The sequence below is a fragment of the Sphingomonas hankookensis genome, from assembly GCF_028551275.1.
In the GTDB taxonomy this organism is placed as follows: Bacteria; Pseudomonadota; Alphaproteobacteria; order Sphingomonadales; family Sphingomonadaceae; genus Sphingomonas; species Sphingomonas hankookensis_A.
Map to the genome: position 1 here is coordinate 1,111,003 of NZ_CP117025.1, position 12,068 is coordinate 1,123,070.

The following is a 12,068-nucleotide window of genomic DNA, read 5'->3' on the forward strand; positions in this document are numbered from 1 at the left end:
TCAGACCGGCATGCTCATGATGTCCTTGTAGGCGGACAAGAGTTTGTTCCTGACCTGCATCGTGGCTTCGAAGCCGACCGATGCCTGCTGGCGCGCCATCATCACCTTGGCGATGTCCACGGTCTCGCCGCGTTCGTACATCGCCGACAATTCGCTCGCCTTGTTCTGCTGCGCGTTCACGCCCTTCAGCGCGTCGCCCATCGCCTCGACGAAGCTGGTCGGCTTCGCCGGTTCGGCCTGCACCGGGGCGGCCGCGACCTGCGCATTCGCCTTGGACAGCGCCTGGTTGCGCTCGAGGATCTGCGCGCGCAGCGCCATCACCCGGTCGACGCCCATCGCGCCGCCGACACCGCCGACGCCGCTCATGCCGACGCCGCCATCGACTGGGTCGCCGAAGCGGCCAGCAGCTCGCCGGCCTCACGCGCCTTGGCGAGGCGGTAGCGCAGCGTACGCTCCGAAATGCCCAGCCGGCGGGCGGTCTCGATCCGGTTGCCGCCGCATTCCTCCAGCGTGCGGCGGATCGCCGCGAACTCGTGGATCTGGACGATGTTGGTCAGCGTCGCCGCCACCGGCTCGACCGCGCGCGGGGCAGCGGCGGCGGCGGAGGTGCTGGCGCGATCGAACACGATATCGTGCGCCTCGATCCGGTCGCCCATGCCCAGCAGCAGCGCGCGCTGGATCACATTTTCCAGCTCGCGGGCATTGCCCGGCCAGTCGTGGCGGCCGAGCATCGCCAGCGCCTCGTCCGAAATCCACGGCAGCGTCGAACGCATGCCCGCATGGCGCACCACCATCGCGGCAGCGAGCGCAGCGATGTCGCCCGGCCGGTCGGCCAGCGCGCGGGTGGTCAGCGGGAAGACGCTGAGGCGGTAGTAAAGATCGGCGCGGAAGCGGCCGGCGGCGACTTCGTCCTGCAGGTCGCGATTGGCGCAGGCGACGACGCGGACATCGACCGCCTCGGCCTGGGTCGCGCCGATCGGCACGACTTCGCGTTCCTGCAACACGCGCAGCAGCTTCGCCTGCAGCGGCAGCGGCATTTCCGCGATCTCGTCGAGCAGCAGCGTGCCGCCATGGGCCGCGCGGAAAAAGCCTTCGCCCGCCGCACCCGCGCCGGTGAACGCGCCCTTCACATGGCCGAACAGCATCGCTTCGAGCATGGTTTCGGGCAGCGCCGCGCAGTTGATCGCGACGAACGGGCCGTCGGCGCGGGCGCTTTCGGCGTGGATGGTGCGGGCCAGCACTTCCTTGCCGGTGCCGGTCGGGCCGTTGACCAGCACGGTGATGTCGGCGCCGGCGACGCGGCGGGCCAGCGCCTGAAGGGCCAGGCTTTCCGGATCGGCGGCGACCGCCTCGTGCCGGCCGCACAGCAGGGCTGCGGCAAAGGCATGGGCCAGTTCGGTATCGGCATGCGAATAGGACAGGCGGGCCGGGCGGCCGTCCGCAAACGGCGTCGCGGCGGCGGGACCATCGGCCAGCACCAGCGTGCGCGCCGCGATCGGCGGCACTTCGCCTTCCATGACCAGGAACACGTCGTTCGGCCCCGGCTTCTGTCCGGCATTGGCCAGGGCGAAGCCCTGCGCACGCAGCGACGAAACCAGCGTGAACTTGGCGCCAAGCACGGCAGCGGATGGATAGATCGAGCGCATCGTTTCGGACATTCCCCCTGAACGGCACCCTTTTGCCGGCAAATGGTTAACGGCCGGTAAAATCCACCCCGATTCGGCTCTGTACTCCGCGTACGCCCTCGTGCGCGCGCGAGGGGCCGCAAAATGCCGGAACTTTTTTCCTTAACCCGGTCCGCTGCGTGCCGTTTCTCCGGGCAGCAGCTTCGATCCCGATCGCTTCAAGGGGGGACGCGGGGCGCTGGAAGTCAGACTGGAGGACACACCCAATGACCGTTATCGGATCCAACATCGGATCGCTCCGCGCCGCCAACGCCTCGTCCGCTGCCAACGACGCCCTGAAGGCTTCGATGGAGCGCCTGTCGACCGGCAAGCGTATCAACTCGGCCAAGGACGACGCCGCCGGCCTCGCCATCGCCAGCCGCATGACCAGCCAGATCAAGACCATGGCAGTCGCCGCACGCAACGCGAACGACGGCATCTCGATGGCGCAGACCGCCGAAGGCGCGCTGGGCGAAGTCACCAACATGCTGCAGCGCATGAAGGAACTGGCTGGGCAGGCGGCCAACGGCACGCTGGGTTCGGCGGAACGCAAGTCGCTCCAATCGGAAGTCGGTCAGCTGACCGCGCAGATCAACGACATCGCGAACAAGACCAACTTCAACGGCATCAACCTGCTCGACGGCACGGTGAAGGCCGTGACGCTGCAGACCGGTTCGCAGGCCGGCCAGACCACTTCGGTCAGCCTCACCAGCACCTCGGCCACCGCGCTCGGCCTGAACGGCTACCGTGTCGAAGGCCAGGCGACCACCGGCCGCATCAACGCCGCGTCCGTCGCGGTCGGCGACGTACAGTTCAACGGCAAGAACGCGCTCGGCACTGCCTTGACCACGGCTGACGCCGAAACGACCGCTGCCAGCATCAATGGCAACACCGGCCAGACCGGCGTGTCGGCCAAGGCATATAACACTCTGTCAGGCGGTCCGATCGCGGCGGGCGGCATCACCGCGACCGGCAGCCTGACCATCAAGGTCGGTGCGAACGCAGCCGTCGACATCACCGGCGCCAACGGCCAGGAACTGGTCGACAAGATCAACCGCGACGTGGGCGGCATCAGCGCGCAGCTCGACAGCGAAGGCAAGATCGTCCTGTCGAACGACACCGGAAAAACGATTGAAATCGCCGGTTCAGCAGCGGGCAAGGCGGGCTTCACCAACGGCACCTATGGCGGCTTCGTCGCCCTGCAGAGCTCGACCGGCGAAGCGATCGACATCAAGCGCAGCGCGACTGGCGCAGCGGCGAGCTTGACCGCGCTCGGCTTGAACGAAACCACCTCGAATGAAGGCGTAAAAGGTACCGCTGTCGGCGATACTGCACTCTCCGTTACCGACGACGTGAAGATCAACGGCGTTGCCGTGGGTGCCTCGAACGACGCATCGGCCGCATCGAAGGCCGCCGCGATCAACGCCGTCAGCGACAAGTCGGGTGTCACCGCAACCGCTACGACCAAGGCGACCGTTGCACTGGCAGCCGGGAAGATCGTTGCCTCCAACACCTTGGTTGTCAACGGTTCGACGGTGACGCTTAGCGACTCGGACGGTGTTAGCGGTATGTCGATGTCGGACGTGGTGAAGAACATCAACGGTGCCGGCATCAGCGGCCTGGTCGCGTCGAGTGACGAGAAGGGCAACCTGATCCTCACCTCGTCGACCGGCAACGACATCACGCTGAAGGACGGCACCGGCGGTACCTCGGCGGGCTTGGTCATCGACATGAAGGGCGATGACGGCGGTGCCTCGACCGGCGCGATCGCCACCGGCCTGACCCTGCGTGGTCGTGTCGAGCTGAAGTCGGACACCGGTGCGGAAATCCGCGTCGAAGGTTCGGGCGGTCCGACCGGCTCGCTCGCCAAGGTCGGCCTGTCGGCCCAGGGCGGCTCGGCCGATACGGTCGGCGGCGCGCTGAACGTCTCGACCCAGGCGAATGCCGCGGTGGCGATGAACGCCATCGACAAGGCGCTCGACAAGGTCTCGGCGATCCGCGGCGACCTCGGTGCGGTGCAGAACCGTCTGCAGGTCACCGTCAACAACCTGACGACCACCTCGTCGAACCTGCAGGAAGCGCGCAGCCGCATCGAAGACACCGACTTCTCGGCGGAATCGACGGCGCTCGCCAAGGCGCAGATCCTCGGCCAGGCCTCGACCGCGATGCTGGCGCAGGCCAACCAGTCGCAGCAGGGCGTGCTGAAGCTGCTCGGCTAATCGGGCTCCGCCGCCGCCGTTCCCCCTTGATGAAGGCGGCGGCGGCGGGACTCCCGGCAACGGGCCAGCCCCCGGTGACCATCACGGTCACCGGGGGTTTCGGCGTTCCGGAGCACGGCCGACAGACTCTATATATAGGGGCATCGACAGACGCGCCGCGGCCTGCACGTCGCGCAACCCCGATCCTCCCCGCTCCGCGGGAGGGGGACCGTCCGCAGGACGGTGGAGGGGGGCGTCCACGAACGCCCCGGCTTCCTTCGTATCCCTGCGAAGGCGCAAATCCGGAATGCAAGGCATTGCCCGTCCGGAAAAGCCTTGTCCGTATCCCCGCGTAGGCGGGGATCCAGAACCTCAAACGCAACGCCGGCGTCCAAAAACCCTGGCCCCCCGCCTGCGCGGGGGTACGTCCCAAGAGCAACGGCAACGGGCTAGCCCACTTTCCTACAACCAACCCGCTACGCTAAACTCAACGTCCCGATCCTTCCCATCCGCCAACCTCCCACGTCACCCCGGGCCAGACCCGGGGTCCCGCTTCTTCTTCTCCGACCATCTCCGACCCACCACCCAACGCCCAACGCAAAACGCGCACGAGTGTGAACTTAGTGAACTTTGGCCACGAAAAAGGGGCCGAACCCCTGGTCCGACCCCGCTCAAGCGTTTGGAAATAAAAGAAAACTACCCCGAAGCTCGCGCCAACGCCCGTTTCAGCTTCTCATGCGCCGCCTTCTTGATCTGGCAGATGCGCGCTGCGCCGACGCCCAGCACCTGCCCGATCTCCTCGAGGTTCAGTTCCTCGACATAATAAAGCTGGATCACCTGCGCCTCCCGCTCGGGCAGCGCGGCGATCGCGGCGATCAGCGTGCTCCGCAACTCACCCTCGGCCAGCGCCTCGAACGCGTCGGGGCCGTCGTCCATGAACCACGGCGCCTCGTCGGTATAGACGTCGTCGATCGAATCGAACTGCACCGACTGGACATCGGCATAATCGACCCGCAGCCGCCCCAGCGGCACGCCCAGCCGGTCGGCGATCTCCGCCGGCACCGGCGCGCGGCCCAGCTCCACCGTCAGGCTCGACACCGCCTTGGCATAGTCGCGCCGCCGCTTCATCGCCCCGCGGCTGATCGTCGCCTGTCGCCTGAGTTCGTCGATCATCGCCCCGCGCAGCCGGGTGGCGAGATACTGCTCGAACGTCACCGTGCCGCGATCCTCGAACATCGGCACCGCCTCGACCAGCGCGACGAGGCCGACCTGCACCAGGTCCTCGACATCGACCATCGTGCTCATGTGACCATGGACGTGCCACGCGATCCGGCGGACCAGCGGCAGGTGGCGGCGGACGATCGCGTCGCCGTCGTTCGGTTTCGCATGCCGGGTATAGACCGGCGTGCTCAGCTCGGGCTGGGGGAAGAAGGGGGCGTTCATGCTGCGATGGCCTCCGGGGCGCCGATGACGGCGACGACTTCGACTGCCTTGTCCTCGGGAACTTCGAAGAAGCTCATGACGGGGGTGTCGGGCAGGTAGGACTTGATCAGCTTGCGGATCGCGACGCGGATCGACGGCTGCACGACCAGCGCGAACGGCTTGGCCTCGGCCATCAGCGGCTGCGCAGCGTTGGTCAGCGCGTCGACGATGCGACGGCCCAGATCGGGTTCGATCGCGTGGCGGCGGCTGGGATCGTTCCGCATCGCCTGGCCCAGCAGCGCCTCCAGCTGCCCCTCGAGCGTCATCACCCGCAGCGGCTCGCGCACCCCGCACAGCTTCTGGATGATGAGGGCGCCCAGTTCCGGCCGGATCAGCTCGACGATCTCGTCGGCATCCTGCGTCCGCTGGGCGACCACGACGATCGCGGCGGCGATACGGCGGAATTCCTTGAGCGTGATATTCTCGGCCAGCAGCGCGCGCAGCACCTGCGTCAGCGTGGTGAGCGTCAGCGGGTTGGGGCACAAAGCCGCCACCAGATTGGCGGCACGGTCCTTGAGGCCGTCGAGCAGCGCCTGCACCTCGTCCGGACCCAGCAGCTCGGTCGCATTGACGGTCAGCACATGGTTCAGGTGCGTGGCGATGACGGTCCCGGCATCGACCACCAGATAGCCGGCACCCGTCGCTGCATCGGCGTCGCCCGGCTGGATCCACACCGCGTCCAATCCGAAGGTCGGGTCCTTGGCGGTTTTGCCGTTCAGCATGCCGACCGCCTGGCCCGTGTCGAGCGCCAGCATCTCGGTCGCCGACGCCATGTCCTCGCCGACGACCACGCCGCCGATCGAGATGCGATAGGTGTAGGGGGCGAGGTTGATATCGTCGCGCACCTTCACCTGCGGCACGACGAAGCCCAGTTCCTTGGACAGCTGGCGGCGGACCCCGGTGATCCGGCTCATCAGCGGCGCGCCCTTGCGCTCGTCGACCAGCGGCACCAGGCCATAGCCGATGTCGAGCATGATGTGGCAGGTGTCGGCCACTTCCTCCCAGCAGATCTTCGACAGGTCGGCTGCTTCGGGCAGCGCCTCGACCGGCGGCGGGGGCGGGGGGGCGTTCTTGATCTTGCCCAGTTTCCACGATGCGAAGCCCGCAATGCCGGCGGCGGGCGCCAGCACGAGGAACGGCATCCCCGGCAGCATCGCCAGCAGCCCCAGGATACCGGCGACCGGCGCCCAGGTGCGGTGCGACGCGAACTGCGTCCCGATCTGGCCGGCCAGATCCTGCGAAGACGTGGAGGTGACGCGGGTAACGATGGCGGCGGCGGCGATCGACAGCAGCAGCGAGGGGACCTGCGCGACCAGCGCGTCGCCGATCGCGAGCAGGACATAGGTCTGCGCCGCTTCGCCGACCGCCATCTGGTGGCTGACGACGCCGAGGATCAGGCCGCCGACGATGTTGATCGCGAGGATCAGCAGGCCGGCGACCGCGTCGCCCTTCACGAACTTCGACGAACCGTCCATCGCGCCGTAGAAATCGGCTTCGGCGCCGGTCTCGATCCGCTTGTTGCGGGCTTCGTCGGGGGTGATCAGGCCGGCGTTCAGGTCGGCGTCGATCGCCATCTGCTTGCCGGGCAGGGCGTCGAGGGTGAAGCGCGCCGAGACTTCGGACACGCGGCCCGCACCCTTGGTCACCACGATCATGTTGATGATGATCAGGATCGAGAAGACGAAGAGGCCGACGACATAGTCGCCACCGATCAGGAACGTCCCGAACGCCTCGATGACATGGCCCGCCGCCGCTTCGCCTTCATGCCCGTGCACCAGCACGACGCGGGTCGACGCGACGTTGAGGCCCAAGCGGAACAGCGTCGCGAACAGCAGCACGGTCGGGAAGGCGGAGAAGTCGAGCGGCTTCTGCGCATTCAATGCGACCATCAACACCGCGATCGAGATCATGATGTTCATGACGAAGAAGATGTCGAGCATGAACGCCGGGATCGGCACGACCATCAGCAGGACGAGCAGCAGGATCGCGGCGGGCAGCGCCGACCCGCGCATCGCGGGCAACAGGCTCTTGGGATTGCTCAGGATCGCCTGCATCACGCGTTACCCAGATTGGCGAGGATCGAATAGGCGAGGCGCGCCGATTCAGGGGTCGGGCGGTAGAGCGAGGCCATCTGCACCTGAGGCGTCGTCGCGTCGCCGCTGCGGCTGCGCACGACGTTCAGATTGGCCAGCGTCGTCGCCAGCCACGCCTCGTCATTGCCCTGCGCCTCGTTGCCGAGGATGACGTCGCCGTCGAAGCCGTTCATCATCACCGCCGGCTGCATCCGGTTGACCGGAAAGCCGCCCATCATGTCGCCCATGTCGACGCCGCTGCCGCCGCCGGCCCTCGCGCCGCGGTCCAGCTTGGTCGCCATCTTGTCATAGATTTCGGCGAGCGAGCGCGGCTGGCCGCCGGCGCCGTAGAAGATGGTCCGGTTCGCGCGGGCGGCGGCGGGGAACATGCCGGCGGCCGAACGGTCGGGATTGCTCTGCATCGTCGTCAGGAACTGGCGCGCACCGCCCAGCCCCAGGAAATGCGCCATGTACAGGTCGGTGCCGGTGGCGGAGCGGCCCAGCGCGGTCTCCAGCGCGGCCTTGTTGTCGGCGGCATGCTCTGCGGCCATCAGCGACGATGCCTGCGGGTCGTTGCGCAGGTTCAGGATCGCGCGGCGGGCGGCCGGATCGGCGACATAGTAACGGCCGTTGCTGCCCTGGCGGATGCTGTCGGATGCCCAGCCCATGCCGTGTTCGGCGCCATGTGCCTTCACCACGCCCAGCCAGCTTTGTTCGACGAACTGGTACAGCCCGGTGGCCGACGACGTCCCGGCACGCGCATTGGCCTGCAGGCCGCTTTCGACCTGCGCCTGGCCCAGCAGGTAATTGAAATCGACACCGGTCCGCGCGCTCGCCTTCGCGATCGCGCTATGGACATAGGATCGGGCTTCTACCGGAACGACACTCATCGGGCTGTACTTCGCTTCCCCTGTTCAGGAGCGAGAAAAGCAAGCGGCGTGCCAGTTTGGGATCGGGTGCGCAGTCAGGCTCGCCACGAGCGTCATCCCGGCGAAGGCTGGGATCTCCCGGTTGCAGCGCGGGACAGGAACCGCAGCAGACCCCAGCCTGCGCTGGGGTCACGCTTTGGAGAGCGGGAACGAACCTACCGATACGCCGCCGCAGCCATGCGCTGCGGGGTGCCGGCAATTCCCGGCCGGTAGGCCGGCAAACCGCCGCCGGCCAGCTGGTCGATCCGCCGGCGGACATTGGCCGCCATCAGGTTGACGTAGATGCGGGCGGTCTCGTTCAGCCGCTGCGCCTCGCGCGCCAGCGTCTCCAGCTCGGCGTCGAGCGGCAGGTCGTCATTGGCGGCGACCGCCTCGATCCCCTGCAATTTCATTGCGGTGGCGGTCTCCAGCGCGATGATGTCGTTGGCCTGCAACGCCGCGATCTCGGCATGCAGGCTGTCGATGATCTGGATCAGCGCATCACGCCGGTTCATTGCTGTTCCAATCGAGTTTCAGGGCGATGAGCCGGTCGGCGATGGTGGCGGGCGACAGGGGGAAGCGTCCTTCGGAAATCGCCTTGCGGATCGTCGCGACGCGGTCGGTATCGACCGGCGGCGACGACGCCATCGCCTGCGCGGTGGTCCCGCCGGACAGCAGCGCCACGCCGCTCTTGGGCGCGCCCGTATCCTGCGGCGCTTGTGCCGTTTCCGTGCGTGCCTGCCCCTCGGTCCGCGCGACACCGCGCCCACCGATCGACGTAACCAGCCTTGATCCGACAGAATCCACCATGTCCCCGTCCTTCACGAACTGCTGACATGAGGAGAAACGGCGGCACCGGCGACTTCTTTAGCAAAAATTACTGGGGGGTTATTTTTTCGGATTTCATGGGGGCGGGAACGCCCACCGGTCCGCATTTGAGCCGTACCCCCGCGCAGGCGGGGGTCGAACGACGGCCTGCGCCTGCCGCCCTGGGCCCCCGCCTGCGCGGGGGTACGATGCGGATTGGGCAGACGTATCGGCTCAGCCTACCCTGTAAAACCCGGCAGCGCCGCCCGGCCCGATTCCAGCGCGATCGCCTGGATCGGCGGCCTGGCCGGATCGACCTTCACCATCAACCGACCGCCGACCGGGGCATCGCCCATCGCCACGCCGTCACGCGTGATCGAGAAGCCGGGTGCGCCGGCCTCGACCATGATCGGGTCGCCCCGGCGGATGACCGGTTCGGGCTTGGCGGCGACGACCGCGACCGGCGCTGCCGCCGGGCGTTCGGGGGCGACGCGGGTCATCCGGCGGACCGGCACATAGACTTTCCACGCCGGCGCCATGCAGCTGATGACCACCGCATCCTGCCGGTCGGACAGCCAGCCGAATTGCGGCATGGCACAGCGCGCGAGCTTCAGGCGCGGATCGACGGGCATCTGCGCGCCGCCGTCCATGCCGATGCTGGCACCGGTGAACTGCACCACCGCCTCGTCGAGCTGGGCGGTCGATTGAAAGGTCTGCGCGGTGGCAGGGACCGCGATCAGCATCGCGGCGAACAGGCTGTGGCGAATCATTTCGTCTCTGCTCCATCGGCAGGGGCGGCAAGCGGCGCTTGCCGGTCGGCAACGGCTTGCCGCTCACCGGCAAAGCCCAGATCGATGAATACGCCCCGCCCGCCGGTTCCCGGCGGTGCGAAGGCGATTTGCGCGGGCGTCGCCGCGCCTTCGCGCACCAGCAGCGCGGCGACGGCGCGCGCGCGGTCGGTGGCGAGGATCGCGGCGCTGCCGGTCGTCGGGTCGACGTCCTTGCCGGCTTCGGGGCCGTCGGTCCCGCCGGTCAGCGTGACGGCGATGCGCCGGTCGGCGGCGGCACCGCGCACGAACTCGACGCTGTTGGCGCTGCCGGCGGGCAGGGCGGCCGATCCGGGCGCAAAGCCTTCGATCACCGCGCGTTCCACTGTCATCGGGATCGGTTCGGCATCGAATCCGGCGCGGATGCCGGCAGTCAGCGCGCGTTTGTCGACGGCCTGCGCCGCCTGCAGGAACACGAAGAACCCGACCAGCAGCAGCGACAGGTCGGCCAAGGTGGTCAGCCATAGCGGGCGACCGGGGGCGGGGTCGAAACGTTGGATTCTCATTCTGCGGCCTCCCGGAATTGTGGTCGCTCCCGCCTGGCGAGCGCGACCAGAGGTGCCTCGAAACGGGCACGTTCGAATGCTTCGGCGCGACCCAGCCGGCGCAGCCGTCCGGCGATCGGCATGCCGACCAGCGCGGCCAGCACCGCGCCGTATAGGGTGGACAGCAACGCGACGGCCATCGCCTGCCCGATCGCGGTCGGATCGGTCATCGCCATGAACATCCGCACCAGGCCGACCAGCGTACCGATCATGCCCAGCGCGGGGGCCAGTTCGGCCACCGCCGTCCACATGTCGGCGGCGGCGAGGTGCCGTTCGGCGCGTGCCTCGTTGCGGTGGCGCAGCGTCGCCGCCACGCCGTCGGGGCCGACGCCGTCGACGATCGCGGCGATGGCGTCGGCGATGTCGGGATCGGTGATCCGCGACCGGTCGAGCGTCATCACGCCATGCCGCTTGGCGATGCGGCCCAGCGCGGCAATCTGGCCCAGTCCTTCCTCGGCCGAAAAGGGCTTGCGGCCCAGCGTGCCGAGCGCGCGGATCGCGCGGGCAAGATCGGCCGGCGGCGTGCGGATCAGCAGCGCGACGAAGGTGCCGCCGACCACGAAGGCGGCGGCGACCGGATCGGCATAGGGGGCGAACATGGATGCGTCCATGGCCGCTTCCCTGCAAACACGGTGCCAGTTTTCGTGCCGGCAATGGCTTGCCGGATGCGGTTGCCGCTTGCCGGTCGGCGGCGGCAAAAGCGGCAATTGGACCATGGGTGGCGGGTTTCGCGAAAACTGGCACGCCCTTTGCTGTGTTTCCGTGTGACGCGCATCCGGCGCGCCGATTTGGGAACCGTCCGATGGCCGACAATGCTCTGTTCGGGATACACGGCGCCGCGCTGCAGGTGCGGGCGCAGCGCATGGGTATGCTCGCATCGAACATCGCCAATGCCTCGACGCCCGGCTTCAAGGCGAAGGACGTCGACTTCCGCGCGGCGCTGGCCGGCGCGCAGCAGAGCGGCAATGTCGACCGCTCGATCGACAGCAACACGCTCTACCGCCGTCCGCTCCAGCCTTCGCTCGACGGAAACACCGTCGAACTGGTCACCGAACAGACCGCCTTCGCCGAAAACGCGGTCGCGTATCAGACGACGCTCGCGTTCCTGAACGGCCGCATTTCCACCATCACCCGCGCGCTGAAGGGCGAGTAAACAAATGCCCCAACCCATGAGCATTTTCGAAGTCTCCGGCCGCGCCATGTCCGCGCAGCTGGTGCGGATGAACACCACCGCCTCGAACCTCGCCAATGCCGGTGCGGTCTCGAAGACTGAGGCTGGCGCCTATCGCACGATGAAGCCGGTGTTCCGCACCACTTTCGATGCCGCCAGCGGCCTCGCCACGGTCGATGCGGCGCAGGTCGTGACGGCGGGCGAGGCGCCGGCCAAGCGCCACGATCCCGGCAACCCGCTGGCCGATGCCGAAGGCAATGTGTGGGAAGCCGCCGTCGATGAACCGCGCGAGCTGGTCGACATGCTCGATGCCGCCCGCACCTATCAGAACAATGTCGAGGTGATGTCGACCGCCAAGTCGCTCATCACCGAAACGCTGCGCCTGGGACGCTGA

At 67.8% G+C, this 12,068-nt stretch carries 12 protein-coding genes and 2 pseudogenes; 4 read left to right on the top strand and 10 right to left on the bottom strand.

Translation table 11 applies throughout. From position 1 onward, the window contains the following. Together fliE and PPZ50_RS05370 are read right to left on the bottom strand one after the other, a co-directional pair. Entirely contained in the window at positions 1 to 366 is a 366-nt protein-coding gene (gene fliE, locus PPZ50_RS05365) for a flagellar hook-basal body complex protein FliE (protein ID WP_066693756.1), read from the bottom strand. Further along, positions 363 to 1,646: a sigma 54-interacting transcriptional regulator gene (locus tag PPZ50_RS05370; protein ID WP_066693967.1), complete on the bottom strand. Its 1,284-nt coding sequence runs from the start codon at positions 1,644 to 1,646 to the stop codon at positions 363 to 365. The genes fliE and PPZ50_RS05370 overlap by 4 nt, the downstream gene beginning before the upstream one ends. A gap of 245 nt (positions 1,647 to 1,891) precedes the next feature. Between PPZ50_RS05370 and PPZ50_RS18925 the strand changes: the two are divergent. Both PPZ50_RS18925 and PPZ50_RS18930 read left to right on the top strand, forming a co-directional pair. Then, positions 1,892 to 2,251: pseudogene (locus PPZ50_RS18925) on the top strand (flagellin N-terminal helical domain-containing protein); the annotation flags it as partial. A 1,332-nt stretch (positions 2,252 to 3,583) separates the two neighbouring features. Continuing rightward, positions 3,584 to 3,883, top strand: a pseudogene (locus PPZ50_RS18930) (flagellin); the annotation flags it as partial. A 675-nt stretch (positions 3,884 to 4,558) separates the two neighbouring features. Here the strand turns inward: PPZ50_RS18930 and fliA are convergent. The 8 genes from fliA to PPZ50_RS05415 form a co-directional block, all read right to left on the bottom strand. Beyond that, positions 4,559 to 5,305, bottom strand: coding sequence for an RNA polymerase sigma factor FliA (gene fliA, locus PPZ50_RS05380; RefSeq protein ID WP_066688139.1), 747 nt, complete (start codon positions 5,303 to 5,305; stop codon positions 4,559 to 4,561). Beyond that, on the bottom strand, positions 5,302 to 7,398 hold the full coding sequence (gene flhA, locus PPZ50_RS05385) for a flagellar biosynthesis protein FlhA (RefSeq protein ID WP_198158486.1): 2,097 nt from the start codon (positions 7,396 to 7,398) through the stop codon (positions 5,302 to 5,304). The genes fliA and flhA overlap by 4 nt, the downstream gene beginning before the upstream one ends. Further along, positions 7,398 to 8,306, bottom strand: coding sequence for a flagellar biosynthesis protein FlgJ (locus PPZ50_RS05390; RefSeq protein ID WP_066688141.1), 909 nt, complete (start codon positions 8,304 to 8,306; stop codon positions 7,398 to 7,400). Before PPZ50_RS05390 ends, flhA begins: the two co-directional genes overlap by 1 nt. A 194-nt stretch (positions 8,307 to 8,500) precedes the next feature. Next, positions 8,501 to 8,839 (bottom strand): hypothetical protein, encoded by a 339-nt coding sequence (locus tag PPZ50_RS05395; protein WP_066688143.1) that lies wholly within the window; start codon positions 8,837 to 8,839, stop codon positions 8,501 to 8,503. Further along, positions 8,826 to 9,134, bottom strand: coding sequence for a flagellar biosynthesis anti-sigma factor FlgM (gene flgM / locus PPZ50_RS05400; protein ID WP_066688144.1), 309 nt, complete (start codon positions 9,132 to 9,134; stop codon positions 8,826 to 8,828). Before flgM ends, PPZ50_RS05395 begins: the two co-directional genes overlap by 14 nt. A 236-nt stretch (positions 9,135 to 9,370) precedes the next feature. Continuing rightward, positions 9,371 to 9,901, bottom strand: a complete 531-nt coding sequence (locus tag PPZ50_RS05405; protein WP_066688146.1) for a hypothetical protein — start codon at positions 9,899 to 9,901, stop codon at positions 9,371 to 9,373. Beyond that, positions 9,898 to 10,464, bottom strand: coding sequence for a hypothetical protein (locus PPZ50_RS05410; protein WP_066688148.1), 567 nt, complete (start codon positions 10,462 to 10,464; stop codon positions 9,898 to 9,900). The genes PPZ50_RS05405 and PPZ50_RS05410 overlap by 4 nt, the downstream gene beginning before the upstream one ends. After that, on the bottom strand, positions 10,461 to 11,114 hold the full coding sequence (locus PPZ50_RS05415; protein WP_232307849.1) for a motility protein A: 654 nt from the start codon (positions 11,112 to 11,114) through the stop codon (positions 10,461 to 10,463). The genes PPZ50_RS05410 and PPZ50_RS05415 overlap by 4 nt, the downstream gene beginning before the upstream one ends. Before the next feature lie 191 nt (positions 11,115 to 11,305). On the opposite strand from PPZ50_RS05415, the gene flgB reads away from it, so the two are divergent. Together flgB and flgC are read left to right on the top strand one after the other, a co-directional pair. Beyond that, positions 11,306 to 11,656: a flagellar basal body rod protein FlgB gene (gene flgB / locus PPZ50_RS05420; protein ID WP_066688150.1), complete on the top strand. Its 351-nt coding sequence runs from the start codon at positions 11,306 to 11,308 to the stop codon at positions 11,654 to 11,656. A 4-nt stretch (positions 11,657 to 11,660) separates the two neighbouring features. Continuing rightward, entirely contained in the window at positions 11,661 to 12,068 is a 408-nt protein-coding gene (gene flgC / locus PPZ50_RS05425) for a flagellar basal body rod protein FlgC (RefSeq protein ID WP_066688151.1), read from the top strand.